This is a genomic window from Streptomyces sp. NPDC000075 (genome assembly GCF_040301925.1).
Classification (GTDB): Bacteria; Actinomycetota; Actinomycetes; order Streptomycetales; family Streptomycetaceae; genus Streptomyces; species Streptomyces polychromogenes.
On sequence record NZ_JBEPFL010000051.1, the window covers coordinates 21,748 to 46,917 of the forward strand.

The window sequence follows — 25,170 nt, forward strand, 5'->3', positions numbered from 1 at the left end:
GTTGCTTACGGGAGACGAGTCTGTCGGCGGGCCCCGGACCCGCACGAGGTTCCAAAGATCGAATCGCGGCGTCCATCGACCGGACGACGCCCCGTCCCCCGACCGGCGCCCGGCGCTCACCTCCCGCCTCCGAGACGGCACTTCGATCGGATCTTTAAGCGCCCGCCCCACCATCGGCTCAGTCAGGCCGAGGCGACGACCACCGGCACCCGTCCGAGGGCGCGCCCCACTGGAAGGAGCCAGATGCTCACCGGCAACCGACCCCTTTCGGCCGCCCACGGTCCCCGCGCCGGCTACCCCGACGGCGTCCGGGTCGAGCAGGTCGTCGAGCGACGGGCCGCCGAGCGCCCCGACGCGGTGGCGCTGCGCATGAACGGCACCGAGCTCAGCTACGCCGAACTCGTCACGGGCGCCCGCACGGCCGCGGCCCACCTGGCCGCCCGCGGGGTCCGCCCCGGCGACGTGGTGGCCGTGCGCGCCGCCCGCGGCCCGCGCACCGTCGTCGTACTGCTCGGTGTGCTGATGGCCGGCGCCGCCTACGCCTGCGTTCCCGCCGACTGGCCGGAGCGCCGCCACCGGGCGCTGCTGCGCACCACCGGCGCGGTGCTCCGCGTGCACGACGACCCGGACGACACCTGCGGCGACGTGCCGGACGTGCCCGCCGTGCGCCTGGCGGACCTGCTGCGCCCGGGCGCCCCCGCCCCCGCCCCCGCCCCCGCGCCCGCCCCCGCGCCCGCCCCCGCCCCCGTACCGGCGGACTCCGACGCCTGCTGCGTCTTCTTCACGTCCGGCACCACCGGCGAGCCCAAGGCCGTCCTCGCCCCGCACCGGGGCGTCCTGCGCACCGCGCTCGACCCGGCCCACGTCCTCGCCGGGCCCATGGTCTCCCTCCAGATCGCCTCACCGGCCTGGGACGTCTTCGCCCTCGAACTGTGGGTGCCGCTGCTGCGCGGCGGCACCTGCGTCATCCACGACGGCGGCCACCTCACCGGCGGCCTCCTGCGCGGCCACGTACGCGGGGGCGTCAACACCCTCGCCCTGCCCGCGACCCTGTTCAACGCCCTCGTCGAGGACGACCTTGACGCCTTCGACGGCCTCGGCCTGCTCCTGACCGGCGGGGCCCGCGCCTCCGCCCGCCACCTCGCCCGCTGCCGCGCCGCCCACCCCCGGCTGCGCCTGGTCAACGACTACGGGCCGGTGGAGAACACCATCAGCAGCGCGGCCTGGACGGCCGACGACACCGCCCGCGAAGACGTCCCCATCGGCACGCCCGTGGCCAACAGCAGCGTGTACGTCCTGGACGAGGAGCACCGCGTGGTCCCCCGGGGCGAGCGGGGCCAGCTCGCCGTCGCGGGCGACGGGCTGAGCCTCGGCTACCTCGGCGACGAGACCCGTACCCGGGAACGCTTCCCCCTCCTCGACCTGCCGGACGGAACGCGGCGCGTCTACCTGACCGGCGACCTCACCCGCATGGACGAGCACGGGCGGCTGTTCTTCCTCGGCCGCCGGGACCGCCAGATCAAGGTCCGCGGCCTGCGCGTCGAAGCCGAGGAGATCGAGCGCCTGACCGAGGCCGTCCCCGGCGTCGGACGCGCCTGCGCGCTCGCCCTGCCCCTGGACGCGCCCGCCAAGACCACGCTCGCCGCCTTCTACACCGGCGCGGACGGGCCCGTGCCCGCCGATGTCGTGCGCCGCGCGCTCGCCGAGAACCTGCCCGCCTCCTTCGTACCCGACCTGCTCGTCCCGCTGGACGAGCTGCCGCTGGCCGCCAACGGCAAGGTCGACGAGCGCGCCCTGGCCGCCCTCACCGCACAGGCGGCCCCCGGCGCGGCCCCCTGCGCGGCCGCCGGGCCTGCGGACGGCCCCCGCACCACGGCGCGCCTCGTCCACGACACCGTCGCCGACCTGCTCGGCCGGCCCGTCGCCCCGGACGATGACGTCTTCTGCCACGGCGCGACCTCCCTCACCGCCATCCGCCTGGCCACCCGGCTCGGCGCACGCCTGGCGCGGCGCATCGACGCCTCGGACGTCCTCACCGCCCGCAGCCCCCGGAACATCGCCGCCCTGGCCGAAGCGGCCCCGCCCGCCGAGACGCCCCCCGTACCGCCCGCACCCGCCGGGGCACCCCTGCGCGCCCCCCTGGTCCAGGCCGGGTTCTGGGCCGCGTCCCGCGACGCGGGACACCTGGCCGAGGACGTCGTCCCCATGCTCTACCGCCTGCCGGCCGGGGTGGACACGGCCGTGCTCAGCGCCGCCCTCGACGCCGTGATCGCCCGCCACGACGTGCTGCGCGCCCGCTTCAGCGACGGGCCCCGGCTGCCCGGCGTCCGCATCGTGCCCGCCGCCGAGACCGGCCAGACGCTCACCACGCACGCCGCCGCCGCGTCGGAGCGGGAGGCGCGCGAAGCCGCCCTCGCCTGGCTGCCCGAACCGTTCGACCTCACCGCCCGGGCACCCCTGCGGGCCGCCCTGTTCCCCGTGACGGGCGGGCGGCTGCTCCTGGCGATCGCCGTCCACCACATCGCCTTCGACGGATGGTCCTGCACGCTGTTCCTGCGCGACCTGGAACGGGCCCACACCGCGCTCGCCGCCGGGCGCCCCGCCTTCACCGACACCGCCCCGTCCTACTACCGGGCCGCCACCGACCAGTGGGACCGTCACCGCGCCGACTACGCGCAGGCGGTGTGGTCCTGGAGGGAACACGTCAGCGGCGCGCGCGAGATGCGCTTCCCCCTCGACGCCCCCCGGCCCTGGAGCGGACCGGCGGCGGAAGTGCCCCTGGAGATCGGCGAGGAGCTGCGCGGCCGGGCCGAACGGGCCGCGGCCCGAGCCGGTGCCACCGGCCTGGCCGTCTTCCACGCCGCCTTCGTCCGGCTGCTGCGCGAGACCACCGGAGCCGCCGAACCGGTGGTGGCCGTACCGTCCACCGGCCGCTTCACCGAGGAGAGCGCGTCCGTCGTCGGCAGCTTCGCCAGCATGCTGCCCCTGCGGACCCCGGCCGCCGCGCGGACCGGCCCCGAACTCGTCGAGAACGCGGCGCGGTCGCTGCGGCGGGCGATGCGCCCGCCGCTGGTCCCCATGGAGGCGATCATGCCGGAGCTGCCCGAAGGCTCCCGGCGCCACCCCCTGCTCCAGGCCCACCTGCTCCAGGTCGAACCGCCGCCGCCGCGCCTGGCCCTGGGCGACGAGGAGGCCGTACGCCTGCACGTGCCGCAGGAGCGCGCGCTCCCGGAACTGACCCTGGAGCTCTGGCTGCCCCCGGCCGAGGGCGACGGCGTGCTCCGCCACCGCACGGACGCCCTCACCCCCGCGCACGCCGCCGAGCTCGCCGCGCGCCTGCCCGCCGGGATCCGGCGGATCTGCGAGGAGCTGGAGGCGCACCCCACCAGCCCGTCCGGCACCGGCACAGACACCGGCACACACACCGACACGCAAACCGACACCGACACCGACACCGACCCGAAGGAGCAGCGGTGACCCCATCGCCCACCGCCGAGATCCAGCAGCTCATCGCCGCCGCCGGGGACACGCCCCGGGCCCTGCGCCAGGCCGTCGACACCGTGGGCCCCGCCCGCGCCGCCGAACTGGCCCTCGCCGAGATCCGCACGCGCCTCAACACCCCGTCCAACCCGCACCCGATCCGCGTCGGCCTGCGCATCGAGCACGACGGATACGACACCGCCACCGACACCACCCTGACCCTCACGGCCGGCCTGCCCGCCGAGTTCGCCGAGGGGCTGCACCCCGAGTGCCAGGTACGCGTCGTCTACCGGCTCAAGGACCTGGTGCGCGAGCTGTGGGGCCCCGACCTCGCCCGTACCGCCGGCACCCGGCGCATCGAGCTGGCGACCGCCCACGACACGGAGTTCCCCTCCCGCGAGCTCCAGCCCTCCATCGCCGCGGCCACCTCCACCCTGATCGACGCCCTGGACCCGCGCAGCCCCGACCTCGGGGCACTCGCGCTGCGCCACGGCTCCGACAAGTGGGGCCAGACCCACTGGTTCACCCCGCACTACGAGCGGCACTTCGCCCCCCTGCGCAACGCCCCGGTCCGCATCCTGGAGATCGGCGTCGGCGGCTACGCGGACACCGACTCCGGCGGCGGCTCGCTGAAGATGTGGCGCCGCTACTTCCACCGGGGCACCGTCTTCGGCCTCGACTGGTTCGACAAGTCCGCGCTCGACGGCCCCCGCCTGCAGATCCTGCGGGGAGACCAGAACGACCCCGCCCAGCTGGACGCGCTCGCCCGCGAGCACGGCCCGTTCGACATCATCATCGACGACGGCAGCCACGTGAACGAGCACGTGCGCACGTCGTTCACGGCGCTCTTCCCGCACCTGCGGCCCGGCGGCTTCTACGTCATCGAGGACCTGTGGACCTCGTACCTGCCCGGATACGGCGGCGACGACCAGGACCTGAACGCGCCCCACACGATGATCGGCCTGCTGAAGTCCCTCATCGACGACCTGCACCACGAGGAGCGCGACCGCGCCGAGGGCTCGGCGCCCACCCAGACGGAGGCCTTCCTGACCGGCATGCACGTCTACCACAACATCGCGTTCCTGGAGAAGGGCGTCAACGCCGAGGGCGGCATCCCCCGGTGGATGCCGCGCGCGCCGCACTGGTGAGGCGGCGCGGCGGCGGACGGGCGGGGGCGGCCGCCCGGCCGCCCCGGACGGCTCAGACGGCGGCGGGCAGGGCGAGGTAGCGGTCGATGACGCTCTCGAAGTACCGCGGGCCCAGCCCGAACTGCTCCTCGACGCCCGGCACCAGCCGCTTGAGCTTCGCGATCGACACCGGCGCGGCCGAACCCCGGCCCGCCGGTGCCACCACCTCCCGCTCCGCCCGCATCCCCAGCCGGTCCTCGATGCAGGAGACGACCTGCTCCACGGGCACCGAGCAGCCCGACGCGAGGTTGACGACCTCGTCCCTGACGCCCGCCTGGAGCAGGCTGTCCACCGCCGCGCCGGCGTGCGCGACGTCGAGCAGGTCGCGGTGGGCCCCGCTGTGCACCCGCACCCGGCCCGCGCGGACCTGGGAGACCAGGGACGGCAGCAGCTGGTGCGGGCGCTGCGCGCGGCCCACCAGGTTCGTCATCCGGCAGATCAGGTGGTCGACGCCGGAGCGGGCCACCGCCACCTCCATCGCCAGCTTGTGCCGGCCGTACGGAAGCGACGGGTACACCGGGCCGTCCTCCTCCATGGCGGCACCCTCGCAGGAGCCGTACATGGCGGCCGAGGCGGTCGACAGGAACACCAGCCGCCGCCCCTCGGCGCGGCACGCGCGGATGGTCTCGTACAGCTGGGCCGCGTCCCGGTCGAAGTCGGCCGACGAGGTCGCGGTGGTGGACGCGACGCCGGTGGCGTACACCACCGCGTCCGGGTGGCGGTGCGCGATGGCGCGAAAGTTCTGGGCGACGAAACCCCGGCCGATGATCTCCATCGATGCGCTCCTTAGTGTGGCGAAGGCGCCGCCGCGCGGGCATGCGCCGAGCCGCATCCTCGTGCGCCGCGTTCGAAGCCGCGTCCAAACCGGTTCGCAGAGCGCGCCCGCCCCGGCCCCCGCCCGGCCGTCCATCGATCGGACGACCCCGGTGCTCCTCCGACAGCACGCTGTGCCGCACACACCCCCTGACTAGGTTGATTGACGTGTTGACCGAACGAGTGATCCACGCACGAGACGTGCGGAAGAACTATGGCGAGCGCCGCGTCCTGGACGTGGCCGAACTGAACGTGTACAAGGGCGAGATCTTCGCCCTGCTCGGCCCCAACGGCGCCGGGAAGACCACGTTCACCGAGATCCTGGAGGGCCTGCGCGACCGCGACGGCGGTGAGGTCACCGTGCTCGGCGCGGACCCGGCCACCGCCGGCGCCGCCTGGCGCACCGGAGTCGGCGTCGTCCTCCAGGACTCCCAGGACTACGCCCAGCTGACGGTCCGGGAGATCCTCACCCACTTCGCCTCCCTCTACGCGGACGCCCGCGACGTCGACGACCTCCTGCACGCGGTGGGCCTGCACGAGCACCACGGCCGGCGCGCCCGCCACCTCTCCGGTGGTCAGCGCCGCCGGCTGGACGTGGCCCTCGGCCTCGTCGGCCGCCCCGAGCTGCTGTTCCTGGACGAGCCCACCACCGGCTTCGACCCCGAGGTGCGCCGCCAGTTCTGGGAGCTGATCGCGGACCTGCGCGCACAGGGCACCACCATCGTCCTCACCACCCACTACCTCGACGAGGCCGAACACCTCGCCGACCGCGTGGCGGTCCTCGCCGGCGGGCGCATCGTCGACATCGACACCCCCGCCCGCCTCGGCGGCCGCCACCTGGCCAAGGCCGTCGTCGGCTGGAGCGACGAGGAGGGCGCCCACCACCTCGAGACGGACGACCCCACCGCCGCCGTGCTCGACCTCGCCGGCCGCTACGGCGGCAGCGTCCCCGGGCTCACCGTGGTGCGGCCCAGCCTCGAAGACATCTACCTGCACATGATCGGAGAAAACGCGTGAGCGCGCCCACGGCCCCCGCAAGCGCCCCCGTCACGCGGCCCGCCGCGTCCCTGTGGAAGGTCGCGGCCGCCCGCAGCGTCCTGGAGACGAAGCAGTTCTTCCGCGAGAAGGGGCAGGTGATCTTCACCTTCGCGATGCCCCTGCTCATGCTCACGCTGCTCGCCTCGATCTTCAAACAGCGCATCGGCGACAGCGGCGTCGACGCCCAGCAGATCTACGTCACCGGCATGCTCGGCGTCGGCGTCATGTCCACCAGCTTCCAGAGCATGGTCCTCCAGGTCGTCGGCGAACGCGCCAACGGCACCCTCAAGCGCCTGCGCCTGACCCCCCTGCCCAAGACCGCCTACTTCGCCGGCAAGATCGCCGTGGTGCTGGTGTCGAGCCTCGGACAGGCCGCCGTCCTCCTGGGCCTGGGCACCGCCTTCTTCGGCCTGCACCTGCCCACCGACCCGGCCCGCTGGGCCACCTTCGCCTGGGTGTACCTCCTGGGCATCGTCAGCTGCACCCTGCTGGGCCTCGCCTACAGCAGCGTCGTGTCCCCGCAGAGCGCCGGCGCCATGGTCTTCCTGCCCGTCATCGTGCTGCAGTTCATCTCCGGCGTGTTCGTCCCCTTCAACGACCTGCCCGGCCCGCTGCGCACGGTCTCCTCGTTCTTCCCGATGAAGTGGATCTGCCAGGGAATGCGGTCGGTGTTCCTGCCCGACACGTTCCAGCCGTACGAACCGGGCCACTCCTGGGGCCACGGACAGACCGCATTGGCGCTCGGCGCCTTCGCTGTAGTGGGATTGATCGTATGTCTGAAGACCTTCCGCTGGAAAACCCGCAACGACGGCTGAGTCCCCCCGCCACCACCGCCCCCGAGGACGAGAGCGAGGACAAGGGCCAGGGCTGGCTGCTGCGCATCCTCCTGGGCTGGCACGCCTCCTTCACCATGATGGGCCTGGTCCTGGAGGTGCTCCTGTGGGCCGCCGCCGCCCCCTGGTACGCCCACCTCGTCCTCTACGGCCTCGCCGCCGCCTACGTCACCCTCGGCGGCCCCGCCCTGGCCGGCGCCAAACCGCCCCGCGCCGGCCACCTGTTCCTCGCCTGCGCCTACGCCGGAACGATCCTGCTCACCGCCGTCGACGACCGCACCCCCGTCGCCCTCTACCTCCTCCTGCCCATCACCTTCGCCCTGCTCGCCCCGATCGGCCTCGCCGTCGGCGCCTGCGCCGCGATCACCCTGCTGACCGACGCGCTCTACCTCGACCACCACGCCTTCAGCGCCCGGGCCGTCGGCGAGACCGCGCTGCAGAACGCCACCACCTGGCTGTTCGCCCTCCTGGTGGGCTACTTCGTCACCCAGCTCCTCGACGAGAACCGCCGCCGCGGCGAACTGATCCGCCAGCTGGAGGAGAGCCGCGCGCTGCTCCACTCCGCCTACCACGAAGCCGGCGTCACGGCCGAACGCCACCGCCTGGCCCAGGAGATCCACGACACCATCGGCCAGGGCCTCACCAGCACCCTCATGCTCATCAGAGCCGCCGACGCCGCCGCCCACCACGACCCCGACCGGGTCCGCGAACGCCTCGCCCTCGCCGAGAAGACCGTCAGCGAGAACCTCGCCGAAGCCCGCGCCGTCGTCACCGCCACCGGCCCCCTCCACCTGCGCAGCGCCCCCCTCGACACCGCCATCGAGAACCTCACCGCCCGCCTCGGCGACGAACTCGGCATCAGCGCCGAGGCCCACATCACCGGACGCCCCCTCCCCCTGGACGCCACCCTCCAGGTCGTCCTGCTGCGCTGCGCGCAGGAAGCCCTCGCCAACGTCCGCAAGCACGCCCGGGCCCGCAGGGTGCGCGTCCAGCTGAGCTACCATCCCCAGACGGCCCTGCTGGAGATCACCGACGACGGCAGGGGCTTCGACGCCGAGCAGGTACAAGGCTTCGGCCTGCGCGGGATGCGCTCCCGCGCCGAACAGGTCAACGGAGCGGTGAGCGTGGTCAGCCGCCCCGGAGAAGGAACCCGCGTCACCGTCGAGGTGGCATGGGAGCGCTGAGACACCCCGGCGCGAGGACGAACGTGAGGGACACCAGGCCGTGAGCATCCGACTGCTGATCGCCGACGACCACCCCGTGGTACGGGCCGGACTCGTCGGACTGCTGGCCTGCGAGAGCGGCCTGGAGGTCGTCGGCGAGGCCGACAGCGGAACCGCCGCCGTGCGCCTCGCCGCCGAACTGCGCCCCGACGTCGTCCTGATGGACCTGCGCATGCCCGGCCTCGACGGCGTCGACGCCACCGCCCGGATCGCCGCCGAGTGCCCCGGCGTACGGGTGCTGATCCTGACCACCTACGACACCGACTCCAACATCGTGCGCGCGGTCGAGGCCGGGGCCGCCGGCTACCTCCTCAAGGACGCCACCCCCGCCGCCCTCGCCGCCGCCATCCGCTCCGCCGCCGACGGGGAAACGGTTCTGCCGCCGCTGATCGCCGCGAAGCTCGTCCACCACATGCGCAACCCCGCGCCCGAGAAGCCCACCGCACGCGAACTCGACGTCCTCGCACTGGTGGCCCAGGGCCTCACCAACGCCGCCATCGGACGCCGGCTGCACATCAGCGAGACCACCGTCAAAACCCACCTCGTGCGCGTCTTCGCCAAACTCGACGTCGACGACCGCACCGCCGCCGTCACCGTGGCCATGCGCCGCCGCCTGCTCACCGACGTCTTCGGCACCTGAGGCCCGGGCCGGGCCCGGGCCCGGGCCCGGCGGCGGGGCGGCCGCCGGACGAGATCCGTTCCCCGTCGCACTTCGAACCGCACCCCCCAGGCTGAGCCTCCCAACACGATGTCGAGAGGTGCAGCAACAGTGGTTCTCTCTCCCGCGGTGCACGAACCGCCCGGCCCCCCACGCACCGCAGAGCGCTGCCTGGAGTCGGCCCGCACCCTGTCCACCCCGACCACGGGCGGCCTGCCCCAGGTGCACACGTGGCTGCGGGACCGGGCCCGCGCCAACGAATTCACCACCACCCCCGTCCCGTTCGCCGAACTCGACGGCTGGAGCTTCGCGCCGGACACCGGCGACCTCGTCCACCGCAGCGGCGGCTTCTTCCGCATCCGCGGCATGCGGGTCACCGGCGCCGCCGGCCCCGTACCGCAGTGGTCCCAGCCGGTCATCGACCAGCCCGAGATCGGCGTCCTCGGCATGCTCGCCAAGCGGATCGACGGCGTGCTGTGCCTGCTCGTCCAGGCCAAGATGGAACCCGGCAACATCAACATGCTCCAGCTGTCGCCGACCGTCCAGGCCACCCGCAGCAACTTCCTGCGCCTGCACGGCGGCGCCGCCACCCGCTACCTGGAGTACTTCACCGAACCGGGCCGCGGCCGCGTCCTCGCGGACGTCCTCCACTCGGAACAGGGCGGCAGCTTCTACCGCAAGCGCAACCGCAACATCATCGTGGAGACCGACGAGGACGTCCCCCTCCACGACGACTACCGCTGGCTGACCGTCGGACAGCTCCACGCGCTCCTGCGCGAGGACAACATGGTCAACATGGACGCCCGCACCGTGCTGGCCTGCCTGCCCTGGGACACCACCGAGGCCGGCCCCGACGACGCCGCCGCACAGGACACCACGGACGTGCAGAGCTGGCTCAACGACGCCAAGAGCCGCTCCTCCCTCGTCTCCCGCCTCGTCCCGCTCACCGAGGTCGAGCACTGGCGGCGCACCGAACGGGCCATCGGCCACGAGGACGACCGCTACTTCCAGGTCATCGGGACGGCGGTACGCGCCACCAACCGCGAGGTGGGGGCCTGGAGCCAGCCCCTCATCGCCCCCCGGGGCCGCGGCGTGGTCGCCTTCCTCGTCTCCCGCGCCCGCGGCCGCACCGAAGTCCTCGTCCAGGCCCGCGCCGAGGGCGGCACCCCCGACACCGTCGAACTCGGACCCACCGTCCAGTGCGTGCCCGCCAACTTCCACGGCCTGCCCGACCGCCACCAGCCCCGCTACCTGGACCTGGTCCGCGACGCGGCCCCCGGCCGGGTCCTGTACGACACCCTCCTGTCGGAGGAGGGCGGCCGCTTCTACCAGGCCGAGAACCGCTACCTCCTCGTCGAGGCCGACGACGAGGTCCGCGACGCCGCCACCCCGCCCGGATTCCGCTGGATCCCCCTGCGGCAGCTGCACACCCTCGTCCGCCACAGCGGCTACCTCAACGTGGAGGCCCGCAGCCTGCTGGCCTGCCTCCAGCAGAGCGCCTGAGCGGCGCGCCCGGCCCGGTCACCCGCCGGCCGGGCGCACCACCGCCTCAGCCGCGCGGCAGCAGCGGCTCCCACCAGGACCGGTTCTCCCGGTACCAGGCCACCGTCTCCGCCAGGCCCCGCGCGAAGTCGCGGCGCGGCTCGTACCCCAGCTCACGCCGGGCCTTGCCGCAGTCGACCGAGTAGCGCCGGTCGTGGCCCTTGCGGTCGGCCACGTACCGGATCCGCTCCGGCCCCGCCCCGCACGCCTCCAGCAGCAGTTCGGTCAGCTCCCGGTTCGTCAGCTCCGTACCGCCGCCGATGTTGTACACCTCGCCGGCCCGGCCGTGCTCCAGGGCCAGCAGGATCCCCCGGCAGTGGTCGTCGACGTGCAGCCAGTCGCGCACGCTCAGCCCGTCCCCGTACAGCGGGACGTCCAGCCCCCGCAGCAGGTTCGTCACGAACAGCGGGATGACCTTCTCGGGGAACTGGTACGGGCCGTAGTTGTTCGAACAGCGCGTGACCCGCACGTCGAGCCCGTGCGTCCGGTGGTACGCCAGCGCCACCAGGTCACTGGCCGCCTTGGAGGCCGCGTACGGCGAGTTCGGCTCCAGCGGATGCTCCTCCGGCCAGGAACCCGAAGCGATCGACCCGTACACCTCGTCCGTCGACACGTGCAGCACGCGCCCCACCCCGCCGCGCAGTGCCGCGTCCAGCACGGTCTGCGTCCCGAGGACATTGGTCAGCACGAAGTCCCGCGCCCCGTCGATCGACCGGTCCACGTGCGACTCCGCCGCGAAGTGGACCACCGCGTCCTGACCCGCCGCCAGCCGGTCCATCAGCGCCGCGTCCGTCACGTCCCCGCGCTCGAAGCGCAGGCCCTCGCTGTCGCGGACCGGGGCGAGGTTCTCCAGGTTCCCCGCGTACGACAGGCTGTCGACGGCGGTGACCAGATGCCGCTCTCCCGTCGCCTCCTCGTCCTGGAGGAGCATGCGCACGAAGTGGGACCCGATGAAGCCGGCCGCGCCGGTGACGAGGACCTTCACGCGCTGATCCGGGCCGTGCTGTGGTCGCCGAGGACCAGCCGGTGCGCCTGCGGCGCCTGGGGCATCGCGATCACCTGCGCGTTGCGCCCGATGAGGGAGGCCTCGACGCCGCGCACCCCCTCGATCCGGGAGTCCTTCAGCACGATCGAGTACTCGATGCCGCTGTCGATGATCTCGCAGTCGTCCGCCACCGAGGTGAACGGGCCGATCGTCGACCCGTGGACGCGGGCGCCGCTGCCGATGACGGCCGGGCCGATGATCGTCGAGTTGCGGATCTCCGCGTTCGCGCCGACGGAGACCCGCCCCACGATCAGGCTGTCCTCGTCCACGCTGCCCTCGTGCCGCGCGTGCAGCCTCTCCAGCACGATCCGGTTGACCTCCAGGAGGTCCTCGACGGTGCCCGTGTCCTTCCAGTAGCCGTCGATGAGGGTGGACCCGACGGCGAAGTCCCGCTCGATCAGCCACTGGATCGCATCGGTGATCTCCAGCTCCCCGCGCCGCGAGGGCCTGATGGCGGCCACCGCCTCGTGGATGGCGGCGGTGAACAGGTAGATCCCCACCAGCGCCAGGTCGCTCTTCGGCCGCTGGGGCTTCTCCTCCAGCCGTACGACCTTCCCGTCGCCGTCGACCTCGGCCACCCCGAACGCCGACGGATCGGCGACCCGGGTCAGCAGGATGTGCGCGTCGGGCCGGGTGGCCTCGAACTCGCCGACCAGCGAGGTGATCCCGTCGATGAGGAAGTTGTCCCCGAGGAACATGACGAAGTCGTCGTCGCCCAGCCACTCCCGGGCCGTCAGCACCGCGTGCGCCAGCCCCAGCGGCTGCTCCTGGCGCAGGTACGTCACCGAGATCCCGAACGCCGACCCGTCCCCGATCGCCGCCCGCACCTCCTGCTCGGTGTCCCCGGTCACCACACCCACCTCGGTGATACCGGCCGCCGCGATCGACTCCAGCCCGTAGAACAGCACGGGCTTGTTCGCGACGGGCACCAGCTGCTTGGCCGACGTGTGGGTGATGGGACGCAACCGGGTCCCGGCGCCCCCAGACAGGACGAGTGCCTTCACGGATACTCCTAGAGCAAAAGGGATCGGTCCGCGGCCGACGCCGGCCACGCCCCTGATGCTCTCCGCCGGGATTCGAGTCCTCCTGAAGAACGTTTGGGACGCCCCCTCACGCCACGGCGGCCGAGGCCTCCCGGGCGGGAACCTCCTCCTGGGCTGCGGCACTCAGCGCCGCCTCGATCCGGCGGTCGGTGGTCATCGTCGCGGTGACGGCCGTCATCGCCAGCAGGAGCCCGGCGGCCGCGAACAGCGGGGTCCGCACGTCGTAGGCGGTGGCCAGCCAGCCGCCGAGGAAGGCTCCGAACGGGGCCGCGCACATGGCGAGCATCCGGGAGGTGGAGGCGACCCGCCCCATCAGATGCCCGGGGACGATCGCCTGCCGCAGGGAGGGCCCGAGCACCATCGTGGCACCCATGCCCGCGCCGCAGACGGCCAGCGCGAGACCCGCGACATAAGCGTCCGGGGCGGCGGCAAGACCCGCGATGGCAAGCCCCTCGACCGCGGCCGTGCAGGTCAGAGCCGTACCGGTGCCCAGGCGCCGGCCGAGGAAGGAGGCGATCCCCGCCCCGAGCAGACCACCGGTGGCCTCGGCCGTCAGCAGCAGCCCGAAACCAAGGCCGCCCACTCCCAGCCGGTCGTGCGCGAAGAGCGCGAGGACGGTCTCCACGGCCAGGAAGGCGACGTTCCCCACCGCCGGACGCAGCGCGAGCCCGAGCAGCAGCCGGTCCCGGAACACGTACGAGGCACCGGCCCGCGCCTGCCGCAGCAGCGACTCCCGCGCCTGAGGCACCGGCCGGGGCGCGGCCGGCAGCGACCGTACGAGCAGCGCGGACAGCGCGAACGAGACCGCGTCGGCGAACAACGGCACCGCCCGCCCCAGCGCGAGCAGCGCACTGCCCGCGGGCGGCCCGGCGAAGCCGGACGCTGCGGTCTGGGTCCCGCGCAGACGGGAGTTGGCGCGCTCCAGCAGCGCGGGATCGCGGCCGAGCAGATCCGGCAGGTAGGCCGTGGCGGCCGTGTCGAAGAACAGCCCGCCCAGCCCCAGCAGGAAGGCGACGGCCGCGAGCAGCGGAACGCTCAGCACGTCGAGCACGGCCGCGCCCGCGGGCACCGCGAGCAGCACCGCACGCACCGCGTCCGTGACCCACATCGTGCGCCGCCGGTCCCAGCGGTCCACCAGCGCACCGCCGACCACCCCGAACAGCAGCCATGGCAGCGTCCCGGCGGCCGTGACCACGGCCAGCGCCAGCGGATCCCGCGTCAGGGTCAGGGCGAGCAGCGGCAGCGCCGCGTGCGTCACCCCGTCCCCGAGCGAGGACACCGTCTGCGCCGTCCACAACCGCCCGAACCCGGCGGGCATCTTCGCCTGGTCCATGCTCACTCGCCCTCCCCCTCGGCCTGCCGGCGCGATCCCGGGTGGAACAGCGCGAAGATGAGCGAGGCGTCCGGCAGCGACGGGTCGGACAGCGCCCGGTACTCGTCCGCCAGGGCCTCCAGCCGCGCCCCCAGCTCCGCGAACTGCTCGTCGGTGAGCCGCAGGTGCGCCATCCGCACGTGCCGCTCGCCGTCCGCCGGCGCGGCCTCCAGGTCCGCCACCGCGTGCCGCATCAGCACGTCGGGCCCGCCCTCGCCCGGATCCGGCAGCACGATCGACCGCGCGGCCATCGCGTAGTACCGCTCGTTGACCCCCCGCACCTTCCGCGTCCGCACCACCTTCACCAGCCCGGCCCGCTCCAGCAGCCGCACGTGATAGCTGGAACTCCCCTTCGCCAGGCCCACCCGGTCGGCGATCTGAGTGATCGTCGCGGGCTCGAAGCGGAGCACGGCCATGATCCGGTGCCGGGTGAGGTTGGAGACGGCGCGCAACTGCTCGTCCGTGGTGACGTGAAACGTCTCGGGGAGATCATCGGTAGGCATGACTCAATGGTCAACGATCCTTGACCATTGAGCAACCCCCTTTTCGCGAACGGGCGGCAGGCCGGGTGCGAGCCCGGTGGGAGACGGGACCTCAGCCGTTGAGCGGGAGGTCGTAGTGGATCCACGGAGACCAGTTGCCGTCGTGGTCGCGGTTGCGGCCCCAGTACTCGCCCGTCTCGTCGTAGTAGAAGACCCTGAAGGTCCAGCCGTCGCCGCCGTCGTAGTCATAGGCGCGCGCCGTGCTCGACGCCCTTCCGCCCATGGACATCCATCGCGTCCAGTCCCCGTCGGAGTCCGTCCAGCGGGTCCACACCGCACGGTCGGTGCCGACGACGAACTCCTGCTTCGTGCCGTTGGGGAGCTTGTAGCTGGTCACGCCGTACTCGCAGAGGTAGACGCCGCCTCCGCGCGAGCAATTGCTCGCCTCGGCGGGGGTGGCCACCACCGCGACACTCGCGACCGCGGCGGCCGCGATCACGGCTGCCTTCAACTTCCGGACCAGCATGACTCTCTCCTTCGTGCGCCCGGCCCGTTCAGGCCCTTCCCGGCCCACCGGGGGAGGCGGGCCGGGGTGCCGTGGGCAGCGCCCCTGCGGCAGGCACAGTCGATCACGGTGCACGGGTACGGCCCAGGCAGTTCCACCCGCAAAAGTACGGTCGGCGTTCTTCTGCCGCCGCACCTGCACGCTTCCCCGCCATCCGGCAACACCAGGCACGAGGACCTCCCATCCGGGCCCTACCGGCCGTCTACTCTCGCCCCTTCTCACGTCCTAGACTGCGACCGCTTCAGAACGTGGCGATCATCAGAAGGGCGTGCGAGATGAAACGAGCACTGATCAGCGCATTCGCGGCGGTGGCGTTAGTCGTGTCCGGGGGAAGTGTCGCCAGCGCTTCCGATTCCGACGCTGCTCCGCCGCGCACCACGCACGGCCCCTGCCAGTACACCCAGACCCCGGACGAGCCGCCGGCACGCTCGGTTCCGCTGCCGCCCGACCCGCGCCGCACCCCGAATCGCGGCACGGTCGACATGGCTGTTCCGACCAGCCAGGGCCCTCTCCCGCTGCACCTGGACCGGGCCAAGGCGCCGTGCACCGTCCAGAGCTTCCTGCACCTGGCACGGCACGGGTTCTACGACCGTACGGTGTGCCACCGTCTGACGGCGTACCCGACACTGAAGGTCCTTCAGTGCGGCGACCCGACCGCTACCGGTGAAGGCGGCCCCGGGTACAAGTACAAGGACGAGCTCCCGGTGGACCTGCCGCCGGCCCCGACCGACCCGACCGGCGCGCGCCGCCTCTACGGGCGCGGCCTGCTGGCGATGGCCAACGCAGGCCCGGCCACCAACGGTTCACAGTTCTTCGTCGTCTACGGCGACTCCGCGCTGCGACCGAACTACACCGTGTTCGGCACGGTCGGCCCCGAGGGCCTGACGACACTCGACAAGGTCGCCGCCGGAGGGATCACACCGACCACGGAGAACCCGGCGCCGGTCGACGGCACACCGGTCCTCCGGACCGAGCTGCTCCGCGTCCGGCCGTCCTGGCAACATTGACGCATCGGCCGGGCAACCCCGTAACCGGTCTCCCCCCATCAGCGGGAGGACGGAGACGCTCACGCCGCCCCGCCCCCTACGGCGGCGCCCGGACGCCCGGCCATGCACCCGTTGCCGGACGCGACCGCGGCCGCGTGCCACGCCGAGCTGAACCGCATGCCCGCTCAGGGATGCTCTTCGGCGCCGGAGTCAGGCTGCCTGCGACCAGCCGGGCGGCTTCGGCCCGCAACGGGCCGCCCCGGCCCACCGGGTGCAGGACACCGATCTCAGTAGCCGATCTCAGTAGCCGATGGTGAAGCGGCGCTGGACGAAGCGCGGGAGTTCGGCCTCGTCGACCAGGGCCACGGCGGCGTCCTCCATGGAGATGCGGCTGAGCCCGTCGGCGTCGAGGACCGGTTGGTCGCCGCCGACGCGGAAGCGGCCCGTGCGTTCCCCGGGGGCGATGTCCTTCGCCGGACTGAAGTAGGTCCAGAGCCTGTTGGAGGTCCGCAGGACGTTCAGGCCGTCCCTTGCTCCGCGCATCGCCGCCGCGTACTCCCTCGGCAGCCCGAGCGGGTCCAGGGTGGCGTTGATGTGCTCCTGCGAATCAGCCATGACCAGGCCGGGTTCGACCTCCAGGCTGCCGGCGCCCCCGATGACGATCAGCCGGGTCCGGGGGTGGCTCTCCAGCGCCTTCAGCAGCGAGCGCGCGGCAACGGCGTGGATACCGGGATCGGCGATCGAGCGCTCCACGGTGTCCGCGAAGTCCTTCGAGGCGTTGCCCGGCTGGAATCCGCTGATCAGCACGTCCAGCCCTGGAAGGGCGGCGGCGACGCGGCCGGGGTCGAGTACGTCGATGTCCTTCCAGGTGATGTTCGCGCGCTCGTCCCTGATCCCGGTGACGTCACGGCTGAAGGCCGTGACGTGGTGTCCCCGGCCGAGGGCTTCGGTGACGACCCGGCTGCCTATGCCGCCTGTGGCCCCGATGACTCCGATGTGCATGGCTCTCCCCTGTTCGCGACACTCGACACGGGCGCAGCTAAACGCCGTGCGAAAACTATACGCCGTGAAGTTTTCGCGCGGCAATCAGGAAAGTTGACGCTGTAAGGTAGGGCCGTGGCACAGTCAGGGACGAAGACGAGTACGGGCGGCGGCACCATGGGGCGGCGCGAGCGGCTGCGGGCCCAGACGAGCGCCGAGATCAAGAGCGTCGCGCTCGCGTTGATGGCCTCGGGCGGACCCGACGCCATCACCCTGCGCGCCATCGCCCGCGAGATGGGCATGACCGCCAACGCCATCTACGGCTACTTCGCCACCCGCGACGACCTGGTGACCACCCTCATCAACGACGTGTACACCTCACTCGCCGACGCGGTCGACGCCGCCTGGGAGACGGCCCCCGCCACGCGTCCGGCGGACCGCATCAAGGCCTGGGCACACGCCCTGCGCGACTGGGCCCTCGCCAACCCCGAAGGCTTCCGCCTGGTGTACGGCGACCCCGTGCCCGGCTACCAGGCTCCCCCCGTCGGCGCGGCCCCCGACGCCGGACGCCGGGTCTGCGCCGGGCTCACCGCACTGGCCGCCGCCGCCTGGCCCTACGCCGGCCCCCACTACGCCCACAGCGAGTTCCAGTGGTCGGACTTCGACCCAGCGCTCCTCGACAAACTGCGCCCGGCCTTCCCCGACCTGCCGCCCGCCGCGGTGGCGCTCGCGATGCGGATCTGGGGGCGGCTGCACGGCCTGGTGACCCTGGAGGTCTACGGGCACCTGCGCACCCTGACCCCCAGCCCCGCCAAGCTCTACCGCGAGGAACTCGCCGACCTCATCCGCATGCTGGGCGTCCCGGACGAACCGGACTCCTGACCTGTGGCGTGCGGTGTCACATTTTGCGAGGTTGTTCGGTCTGAGTGGGTGTACTGACGGACGCGCGGCCCGGTACCCCGGACCGCGCCCCTCGTGGAGGTGGGCACTCGTGAAGGAATCCGGGACGGATCTGGCGGATCTGGTGGTCAGGGGCGGCACGCGGACCCGTGGATGGCTCCGCGCCGGGCAGGCCTTTCTGGCTGTGGCTCAGCTCGGTGTCGGATGCTGGGCGCTGTTGTTCCCGCACTCGTTCTTCGCCGTTCCCTGGGTCGGCATGGGAATGGCGTACAACGTCCACCTGGTGACGGACTACGGCGCGATGAGCCTGGCCACCGCCGTAGCCCTCGGCGCCGGAGCCCTCACGATGGAACGGACGGCGATCCGCACCGGCCTCGTGGTGTACCTGGTCTTCGCCGTACCCCATCTGGCGATCCACATCAGGCTGGTGCACCACCTGGCTCCGGGAGACCGCGCACCGCTCCTGGCTGCCTTGACGGTGGCGGTCCTGATCCCGACGGTGCTCCTGTGGCTGCTCAGCCCGCCTGCTCGCGTACGGCGATGAGGCCGAGGACGTCAACGTGTGCAGGCGCGCCTGACCACGCCCGAGGGCGGGAAGCACCTCGGGGCGGGGGCCAGGTCGTCAGGTGTGCCGGTGCCGGTTCAGCAGGCGAGAGGGGCCCAGGAGTGGCCGGGGAAGGTTCGCGAGCCCGCTTGGCCGCTTGCCAGCACGTCGAGTTCGGCGCCGGTGGTCGGAGCGAGGATCACGAACGACAGCGTGGCCTTGCCGTCGGCGTCGAAGACGCCGGACGCTCCCGAGGTGTAGGCCTTCTGACCGACGATCCAGTAGTCGGCCCAGACGGAGCGGCCGGCGTACGGAGAGGGCCCGTAGGACGGACCGTGCGCGACGTTCACCGTCACGATGTCCTCGGGGATGTAGACGTGCCTGCCGCCGACGCCGACGTCGACGGTCTCGCAGCGCTGGGAGACACCGGTCACGGTCACGTAGTCGCTCCACGTCGAGGCATCCACGTAGGCGGGGTTGTCCCAGGAGCAGGGCGCCAGCGGAACTCTCACGAAGTTGCTGTAGTAGACGCCGTGCACCCACACCTGGTAGGTGACGGTCAGCGTCGCGCCCGGCGGCGGTTTGGCCACCGAGAAATTGAACGTGGCGTTCTTCCTGGCGGCGTCGAACGTGCCGTTGGCGGTGCCGGTCCTGGTGCTGCCGCTGATGGTGAAGGAGGCGGTGATGGTGGAGTCGCTCGGGGGGTAGCCGACGGTCTCGAGGTTGAGGGTGATCCGGTCGACGGGTATCACGGTCGTCATGGGACCGCTGCCACTGTTCTGCATGGCACAGTGCTGGTCCACGTTGGGCGCGAACGGTCCGCCCGGGTCAGCGGCGGCGGGTGACGCCCCGGCGGCGGTCAGGCAGATCAGGATGACGAGAGCCATGGTCACCCCTCTCCAGGATCTCCGGATCTTCCAGGTTCCTCGGCTCTTTCGGGCCATCACGGTTGCCCCCCAGATCGTTGGTGCCGGATGTTGCTCTCCACTCGCGGCGGCAGAGACGCCCGCACACCCCCTGTGGTTCCTGCCCCGGTCCACGGTGGAGATCAGCCACTCTGGCGCTTCCTACACGATTGCCTCCAGGCCGGGCCCCGGTCCTGGGAGGCAAAGCCGGAAGGACCCCGGTAGACGGGGGAGCGCAGCGGAGGCAGGGATGAAGGGGATCACGTTCCGTGCCTGGCGCGGAAAGCACTACGTGACCCTGGCCGAGCTGCTGGTTCGCCTCAGCAGCTTCGGCTTGGACCTGACCTGGCGCGTCGAGTTCGACGAGATCGTCGATCCTCGCTGTGCCGAGATGGGCGCGGGTGCGGATAGGGATACTTGAAAACGGTTCTGACCGATTCCGTGAACGATGTCGCTCGGCAGACCTCTGCCGCGCTGAGTGGGGGGCAGGGTGCCGTCCCGACGACTACTGGTCGGTTGCTTTTTCTGTAAGCCCACCGAAGAACGCAGTTTCGACGCTCGAAGGCCAGATGCAAAGCAGCCGTCCGCCTTCTGGACCGGCTCGGAACCCGTGTACGGCGCCAGGCGGAATGAAGACGAAGGTGCCTGGTCCGACTCCTTCTGCCGGAGCGGAGTCGGTATAGAAGGTATACGTGCCTTCAAGGACATAGAAGGCTTCTGCTTCATCGTGGGTGTGCGGGGGGTTGTCGAACCCAGGGTCCTGCCATGCCTCCCCGATCGCCCAATGCCCACCAGTCTCGGTTCGGGATGCTTTGCGCGTGATGTGCGCCTGTCGTCCACCCATTGGCAGGATGATGCTGTCTCCTTCGGCAGGCCCGCGCAGCATCACCTTCGGTCCCTCTTTTCCAGGCATTCCCGGCCTCCTATCACCGGTGGGTAGCGAGTCACCCGCGTATCCTCTTGGTCCCTGTAAACCTGAATACCCCAATCGACGCCCAAGCGCATGCCCGGTCACGGACGGCATTACTCCAACCCCAGCGCCCCCTACTGGCCGGCCCCGCCGTAGCACCTGCCGGAGACCTTGACCCACACCAAAGCCCTAGTGATCACCGGTTCACGGAACTCCGGCAGAGCCTCAAATCTCCCCATCGAGGATCTCTGAGCGGCCCACTTCACTTCGGAGCCAAGTTCTTGAGTCGGTTGATGGTCCGCTCGACTTCGTTGCGGCGGCGGTAGATCGCCTTGTCGAACCCAGCGGGTCGGCCTCCTTGGCTGCCGCGGCGCCGGCGGTCGGCCCGCTGGTCTCTCGGTTCGGGGATCGTGTCCTTGATCTGACGTCTGCGCAGGTGACGCCGATTGCGGCGTGACGAGTAAGCCTCATCGCCCCCGACATGGTTGGGCCAGGTACGTGGTCGTCCACCAGCCTGCCGGGGCACACGAATCTCTTCCAGAACGGGAATCATCTGCGGCGCGTCCCCCCACTGGCGGGCAGCGCCCACCTTCTTTGGGGGTGGATCTTGCTTGTGAGCCCGCCTCGCGAGCGTCCCAGGGCCTCATCGGGACGGTGAACGCGTCGGGCTCCTGCGCCGACCCGGGCTCTCGGGACATGAGTGGAGGCGTCGGCTGCGTGCTGATGTGAGCGGCAGGTCGTGGAATCGACGCTGACCACGCTCCAGTCAATTCGGCGTTGTCGGGGTGGGTGGCGGTGTTTCTTCCAGGCGATCTTGCTCATGTTGATTAGCTGGTTGCTGAGCGGCTCGACCCTCACCCTCGACGAGCAGCGTGTCCTCTACCGCCGCTGGAGCGCCGGCGAAGGTGTCCTGCCGCACGAGGCGTTGATCGGCCTGGCGGCTCTTCTGCACGCTGCCACCCCCACCGAATTCCGCCATCTCACCCTCATGGACATCGCCACTGCCTCCCGAACAATCCGCTTTCCCGGGCGCAGCATCAATCTCGCTCTCGATGACGCCACATGGCGAGCCCTGGAGCCTGCCTCACCCATCGCCGCGCCCTGCACACCGACAACCCGCACGTACTTGTCACCCGGCTTACCAGAGTCGCCATCGACCCAGCCGGCGCAGCCCCCATCCGAGACCCTCGCACCAGTCGGCTACCTCCCGCGGATCCTGCGCTCCACACGGCTGCTCACCCGTACTGACGAACTCGACATCAAGCAGCTCATCGTGGCCCTGGGCATGTCCTACGGTGGGCCCACTACCGATAGCGTTCACGTCGTTTGGGATGCAGGTGTCGACGCCAGGTGTGGGTGCCCCGTTCAGATTCCCGAGTTCATCCGGCCTCTAGATTGAATCACCGGGACGCCCTGGGCTTTCTTCTTCCCCCAACTGTCGGCGGTCTGTGACGGTGTGGTGGGCTGGGATCGATCACTGCAACAAGGCCGGCCTGGCTGTTGGGGGAGAACGGTGGCTTGGGAAGTCAAGCGGGATGAGGATCGTGGCGAGTGGGTGTATGAGCCGTTGGTCGGTGTTGGGCGGCTGGAGTTCGGGATGCCGCTGATCGAAGCAGCGGCTTTGCTGAGTGGCCGTCCCGCGGAGCCGGCCAGGCCTGGTGACTGGATCGTGGATACCGAGCAATCGTTCCCGGAGCTTGGTGTGACGCTCTACGGGACGGATACGGGCAGGCTTGCGGCGGTGGTTGTGGATGCGTTGAGGGGTCCGCAGGTGAAGGTAGCTGGGATGCCGTTTGTGGGTCGGGTTCCTTCCCTGGTTGAGCAGTGGCTGTGGGACTACAACGAGGAACACGGCTTCGAGCACAGGTACTCCTCTGACGGGGGTGTGGTGTCAGCGGAGCTAGGGGTGTTTGTTCGGGTGCAGAGGGCGGGTGACGTCCTTCTGACTCGTCCGGTCTTCCTTGCCAGGGAGTGGACCGGGGATGTGTGGGACTGCATGCATCCGAGTGAATGGGGCAACGGCCAGCACCGCTCTTGATCTGCTGCCAGCCAGGGCCGCGAAGCGGGCCAAAGGTCTGGAGGCGGAGCCGGAAGGCCGGGACGGCACCCCAACGGGGCCGAAGAGGCCTGTGCCGGACGAGACTTGTCGTGAGCGGGATCGTCTGTGGAAGGGGTGGGCATGGGCAAGGGAGCTGGGCAGCGGGAGATCGAGCAGGCGTTGCGCCAGAAGGCGACCGGAGGGGCGTCGAGGCTGGAGATGCTCACCTGGCTGAAAGGTGATCTGGAGAGCCGCATCACCGATCCGGTCGACCGGACAGGGGGATCTCCTTCTGCATGATCGTGACGTTCGGAGCAGTCTTCGACCTCGGGCTCACACCTCGACGGTCGATCGCCAGCTGGGACCGGTTCGGGGTCACCTGACGACGAGGAACTGGTGCGGAGACTGGGCCCGCTGACCTGGCACCGGATGTGGAACCCCAACCCTGCGCGTGCGGGTGCAGCGGGTACGGGGCCTTGGAGGAAGCCCGGTGTGGGGTGGCGGGGTTGGTCCTGGTAGGCCTGTAGCTGGCCCTTTTTCCCCGGCCGCCGGTTAGGCCGTGGCCGCCCCCGTGCAGTTCCGGGAGGTTACTGCCGTTTGGTTTTCGGTGCTGGATGCCTCGGTGCCGAACCCCGCCAGCGGCACCCTAGCCGGGCCCACTGACACGGCTGCCGGCTGCCCGCGGAGCGGGCTGATCCTGGAGGCGGGCCGGAAGGACCCGGGCGGGGGAGCGGAGCGGACCCGCCCAACGGGCCGCAGGCCCGAGCCCCGTGAAACAGGGTCACTTACTGATCGTTTCAGAATGAGTTGATCTGTGGTATTGCGCTCGGCGATCTCGGCCGACAGGGTGTCCGGATGCGTGCTGATCTTGTTCCAGATGACCTGTGGGAGCGGGTGGCGCCGCTGCTGCCGCCCCCTCCCGAACGGCGCCCCCGCCACCCCGGGCGACTGCGCGTCCCTGACAGGGCGGCCCTCGCCGGCATCATGTACGTGCTGAGGACCGGTGTGGCCTGGCGCGACGTGCCCGCCGAGACCCTGGGCTGCTCCGGGGTTACGGCATGGCGCCGGCTGCGGGACTGGACCGAGGCAGGCGTCTGGCCCCGCCTTCACACCGCCCTGCTGACCGAACTGCGTCGAGCCGACCTGTTGGACCTGGACGACTGCGCTGTGGACGGCTCGCACGTCCGAGCCCTCAAAGGGGGGATCACGTCGGCCCCTCGCCCGTCGACCGTGCCCGCCCCGGCTCCAAGCACCACCTGATCGTCGACCGTCACGGAACCCCGCTCGCCGTCACGCTCACCGGTGGCAATCGCCACGACGTCACCCAACTGCTCCCGCTGCTGAACGCCGTTCCGCCGCTACGGGGGCTGCGCGGACGCCCCCGCCGCAAGCCCCGGCGTCTGTACGCCGACCGCGGCTACGACTTCGACAAGTACCGCCGCCTGCTGTGGAAGCGCGGCATCAAACCGCTGATCGCCCGGCGCGGCGTTGCCCACGGTTCCGGGCTGGGGAAGGTGCGCTGGGTGGTAGAGCGCGCATTTGCCTGGCTGCACCAGTTCAAACGGCTACGCACCCGGTATGAACGGCGCGCTGACCTTCATCAGGGCCTGCTTGAACTCGCCTGCGGCATCATCTGCCTCCGGCGACTCCGTGCGGCAACCTGAAACGATCGCCCATGCTGTGCTGCGGAGCGCGCCAGGCGACGCGCTCGGCTGGAAGCCCAGCCGAGCGCCCGTGCGAACTCGTTGTGTCCTGGATGGCCGACCACGTGCTTATGGACACCCCGGAGACCGTGTCGGCGTCGCGGGTTGTTCGCGGGGTGCTATGTCACAGCGGGAGCCGGAACTTGGCGGACCGGAACTTGATGATGTCCGGCATTTGGGGGCTGTCCGGGAGAAGCAGGGTGGGCACGCCCGTGCAGTCCCTGTTCGGGAACACCTCGGCGATGGCGTTGGTGAGGTTGTGCGGGGCGTATGCCTGCCTGGTGTAGTCCACGGCAAAGATGTTGTGGCACACACCGAGTTCCGGATCTTCCAGAGCGCCGTTGTACGTGAGTCCGTCCTCCTTGTAGTAGTACGTGAGGCTGCCTTGGGCGTCTGCCGTTGGGGCGGCGTGCACGGGGGCGGAGACACAGAGGGCCAGAGCGGCGGCACTCACAAGAGTGGCCACAGCGGCACGCTTACGCATGAGGTTTCCCTTCGTCGAGAGCCCTGATCGGGCCATTGCCGCCATGATCACGGCTCCGCCCTCCGGGTTCCCGGCCGCATGGCCGTCCGGCCGAATTGTTTCCACCCTCGCGGGTGAAGGGGGCAAGGACTGTGGCCACGACGCGCGACCGTGAACACCATTCTGAAACGATCTATTAAGCCTGTGAAGCAGGACATTCGGGGGAGCGAAGCGAAACTCCGAACCAGTCCGGAGCGAAGCGCAGGACACCGGCCCGAAGGGCCGGCCCTGGCTCGGCGAAGCCGAGCCCCGCGCAGCGCCCAGGTACCCGGAGCGAAGCGGAGGGTACCCCGGCCGAAGGCCGGCTCTGGGCGGCGAAGCCGCCCTCCGCCGAGCGCAGCGAGGCGGGTCCCTTTCCAGGCGCGCAGCGCCTGGAATCCCGCGGAGCGGGATTCCAGG

The 25,170-nt window shown here is 71.3% G+C and carries 26 protein-coding genes and 1 pseudogene; 15 read left to right on the top strand and 12 right to left on the bottom strand.

Annotated features, from left to right (window positions below; genetic code table 11):
* Positions 1-243: 243 nt before the first annotated feature.
* The gene (locus ABT403_RS36305; RefSeq protein ID WP_344160982.1) at positions 244-3,477 is read left to right on the top strand and encodes an AMP-binding protein; all 3,234 of its coding nucleotides are present in this window, start codon (positions 244-246) and stop codon (positions 3,475-3,477) included.
* Positions 3,474-4,628, top strand: coding sequence for a class I SAM-dependent methyltransferase (locus ABT403_RS36310; RefSeq protein ID WP_344160979.1), 1,155 nt, complete (start codon positions 3,474-3,476; stop codon positions 4,626-4,628). The genes ABT403_RS36305 and ABT403_RS36310 overlap by 4 nt, the downstream gene beginning before the upstream one ends.
* A 52-nt stretch (positions 4,629-4,680) precedes the next feature.
* Here ABT403_RS36310 and ABT403_RS36315 read toward each other — a convergent pair whose 3' ends face one another.
* The gene (locus ABT403_RS36315; RefSeq protein WP_344160976.1) at positions 4,681-5,442 is read right to left on the bottom strand and encodes an NAD-dependent epimerase/dehydratase family protein; all 762 of its coding nucleotides are present in this window, start codon (positions 5,440-5,442) and stop codon (positions 4,681-4,683) included.
* A gap of 239 nt (positions 5,443-5,681) precedes the next feature.
* Here ABT403_RS36315 and ABT403_RS36320 point away from each other — a divergent pair, with 239 nt between their 5' ends.
* The 5 genes from ABT403_RS36320 to ABT403_RS36340 all read left to right on the top strand — a co-directional run bounded on the left by ABT403_RS36320 (position 5,682) and on the right by ABT403_RS36340 (position 10,735).
* Positions 5,682-6,497 (top strand): ABC transporter ATP-binding protein, encoded by an 816-nt coding sequence (locus tag ABT403_RS36320; protein ID WP_344160973.1) that lies wholly within the window; start codon positions 5,682-5,684, stop codon positions 6,495-6,497.
* Complete coding sequence (locus tag ABT403_RS36325) at positions 6,494-7,333, top strand: ABC transporter permease (RefSeq protein ID WP_344160970.1); 840 nt, start codon at positions 6,494-6,496, stop codon at positions 7,331-7,333. The genes ABT403_RS36320 and ABT403_RS36325 overlap by 4 nt, the downstream gene beginning before the upstream one ends.
* Entirely contained in the window at positions 7,291-8,535 is a 1,245-nt protein-coding gene (locus ABT403_RS36330; RefSeq protein WP_344160967.1) for a sensor histidine kinase, read from the top strand. Before ABT403_RS36325 ends, ABT403_RS36330 begins: the two co-directional genes overlap by 43 nt.
* Positions 8,536-8,575: 40 nt before the next feature.
* Positions 8,576-9,214 carry a response regulator gene (locus ABT403_RS36335; protein WP_344160964.1) on the top strand — a complete coding sequence of 213 codons (639 nt, stop codon included), beginning with the start codon at positions 8,576-8,578 and terminating at the stop codon, positions 9,212-9,214.
* Positions 9,215-9,343: 129 nt separating this feature from the next.
* Positions 9,344-10,735 carry an NDP-hexose 2,3-dehydratase family protein gene (locus ABT403_RS36340; RefSeq protein WP_344160961.1) on the top strand — a complete coding sequence of 464 codons (1,392 nt, stop codon included), beginning with the start codon at positions 9,344-9,346 and terminating at the stop codon, positions 10,733-10,735.
* Positions 10,736-10,781: 46 nt separating this feature from the next.
* On the opposite strand, the gene rfbB is transcribed toward ABT403_RS36340, so the two are convergent.
* From rfbB to ABT403_RS36370, 6 genes are all read right to left on the bottom strand, one after another.
* Positions 10,782-11,759 carry a dTDP-glucose 4,6-dehydratase gene (gene rfbB, locus ABT403_RS36345; protein WP_344160958.1) on the bottom strand — a complete coding sequence of 326 codons (978 nt, stop codon included), beginning with the start codon at positions 11,757-11,759 and terminating at the stop codon, positions 10,782-10,784.
* Positions 11,756-12,823 (bottom strand): glucose-1-phosphate thymidylyltransferase, encoded by a 1,068-nt coding sequence (locus tag ABT403_RS36350; protein ID WP_344160955.1) that lies wholly within the window; start codon positions 12,821-12,823, stop codon positions 11,756-11,758. The genes rfbB and ABT403_RS36350 overlap by 4 nt, the downstream gene beginning before the upstream one ends.
* Positions 12,824-12,929: 106 nt before the next feature.
* Entirely contained in the window at positions 12,930-14,180 is a 1,251-nt protein-coding gene (locus ABT403_RS36355; protein ID WP_344161578.1) for an MFS transporter, read from the bottom strand.
* A gap of 17 nt (positions 14,181-14,197) precedes the next feature.
* Positions 14,198-14,737 carry an ArsR/SmtB family transcription factor gene (locus ABT403_RS36360; protein ID WP_344160952.1) on the bottom strand — a complete coding sequence of 180 codons (540 nt, stop codon included), beginning with the start codon at positions 14,735-14,737 and terminating at the stop codon, positions 14,198-14,200.
* A 91-nt stretch (positions 14,738-14,828) separates the two neighbouring features.
* Positions 14,829-15,242, bottom strand: a complete 414-nt coding sequence (locus ABT403_RS36365) for a PLL family lectin (protein ID WP_344160949.1) — start codon at positions 15,240-15,242, stop codon at positions 14,829-14,831.
* Positions 15,243-15,522: 280 nt separating this feature from the next.
* Positions 15,523-15,765 (bottom strand): hypothetical protein, encoded by a 243-nt coding sequence (locus ABT403_RS36370; RefSeq protein WP_344160946.1) that lies wholly within the window; start codon positions 15,763-15,765, stop codon positions 15,523-15,525.
* Between ABT403_RS36370 and ABT403_RS36375 the strand changes: the two genes are divergently transcribed.
* Positions 15,764-16,288, top strand: a complete 525-nt coding sequence (locus ABT403_RS36375; RefSeq protein WP_344160943.1) for a peptidylprolyl isomerase — start codon at positions 15,764-15,766, stop codon at positions 16,286-16,288. The genes ABT403_RS36370 and ABT403_RS36375 overlap by 2 nt on opposite strands.
* A 279-nt stretch (positions 16,289-16,567) precedes the next feature.
* Here the strand turns inward: ABT403_RS36375 and ABT403_RS36380 are convergent, their stop codons facing one another.
* Positions 16,568-17,269, bottom strand: coding sequence for an NAD(P)-dependent oxidoreductase (locus ABT403_RS36380; RefSeq protein ID WP_344160940.1), 702 nt, complete (start codon positions 17,267-17,269; stop codon positions 16,568-16,570).
* Between the two features lie 114 nt (positions 17,270-17,383).
* Between ABT403_RS36380 and ABT403_RS36385 the strand changes: the two genes are divergently transcribed.
* Positions 17,384-18,130 carry a TetR/AcrR family transcriptional regulator gene (locus ABT403_RS36385; RefSeq protein ID WP_344160937.1) on the top strand — a complete coding sequence of 249 codons (747 nt, stop codon included), beginning with the start codon at positions 17,384-17,386 and terminating at the stop codon, positions 18,128-18,130.
* A gap of 202 nt (positions 18,131-18,332) precedes the next feature.
* The gene (locus ABT403_RS36390) at positions 18,333-18,692 is read left to right on the top strand and encodes a hypothetical protein (protein WP_344160934.1); all 360 of its coding nucleotides are present in this window, start codon (positions 18,333-18,335) and stop codon (positions 18,690-18,692) included.
* Positions 18,693-18,790: 98 nt separating this feature from the next.
* Here ABT403_RS36390 and ABT403_RS36395 read toward each other — a convergent pair whose 3' ends face one another.
* Positions 18,791-19,579, bottom strand: coding sequence for a hypothetical protein (locus tag ABT403_RS36395; protein WP_344160931.1), 789 nt, complete (start codon positions 19,577-19,579; stop codon positions 18,791-18,793).
* Positions 19,580-19,847: 268 nt separating this feature from the next.
* Between ABT403_RS36395 and ABT403_RS36400 the strand changes: the two genes are divergently transcribed.
* On the top strand, positions 19,848-20,018 hold the full coding sequence (locus tag ABT403_RS36400; RefSeq protein ID WP_344160928.1) for a hypothetical protein: 171 nt from the start codon (positions 19,848-19,850) through the stop codon (positions 20,016-20,018).
* Between the two features lie 84 nt (positions 20,019-20,102).
* On the opposite strand, the gene ABT403_RS36405 is transcribed toward ABT403_RS36400, so the two are convergent.
* Complete coding sequence (locus tag ABT403_RS36405; protein ID WP_344160925.1) at positions 20,103-20,510, bottom strand: cupin domain-containing protein; 408 nt, start codon at positions 20,508-20,510, stop codon at positions 20,103-20,105.
* Positions 20,511-20,769: 259 nt separating this feature from the next.
* Positions 20,770-21,275, bottom strand: a pseudogene (locus ABT403_RS36410) (transposase); the annotation flags it as partial.
* Here ABT403_RS36410 and ABT403_RS36415 point away from each other — a divergent pair.
* The 4 genes from ABT403_RS36415 to ABT403_RS36430 all read left to right on the top strand — a co-directional run bounded on the left by ABT403_RS36415 (position 21,247) and on the right by ABT403_RS36430 (position 24,209).
* Positions 21,247-21,906: a hypothetical protein gene (locus ABT403_RS36415; protein ID WP_344161604.1), complete on the top strand. Its 660-nt coding sequence runs from the start codon at positions 21,247-21,249 to the stop codon at positions 21,904-21,906. The pseudogene ABT403_RS36410 and the gene ABT403_RS36415 sit on opposite strands and share 29 nt — an antisense overlap.
* A gap of 114 nt (positions 21,907-22,020) precedes the next feature.
* The gene (locus tag ABT403_RS36420; protein ID WP_344160922.1) at positions 22,021-22,545 is read left to right on the top strand and encodes a hypothetical protein; all 525 of its coding nucleotides are present in this window, start codon (positions 22,021-22,023) and stop codon (positions 22,543-22,545) included.
* A gap of 141 nt (positions 22,546-22,686) precedes the next feature.
* Positions 22,687-22,845 (top strand): hypothetical protein, encoded by a 159-nt coding sequence (locus ABT403_RS36425; protein ID WP_344160919.1) that lies wholly within the window; start codon positions 22,687-22,689, stop codon positions 22,843-22,845.
* 555 nt (positions 22,846-23,400) lie between these two features.
* A protein-coding gene (locus tag ABT403_RS36430; RefSeq protein WP_425580220.1) for an IS5 family transposase occupies positions 23,401-24,209 on the top strand; the annotation gives its coding sequence in 2 pieces (ribosomal slippage) (positions 23,401-23,740 and positions 23,740-24,209; 810 coding nt in all).
* Positions 24,210-24,372: 163 nt separating this feature from the next.
* Here ABT403_RS36430 and ABT403_RS36435 read toward each other — a convergent pair.
* Positions 24,373-24,777, bottom strand: coding sequence for a hypothetical protein (locus ABT403_RS36435; protein ID WP_344160912.1), 405 nt, complete (start codon positions 24,775-24,777; stop codon positions 24,373-24,375).
* Between the last annotated feature and the right edge of the window lie 393 nt (positions 24,778-25,170).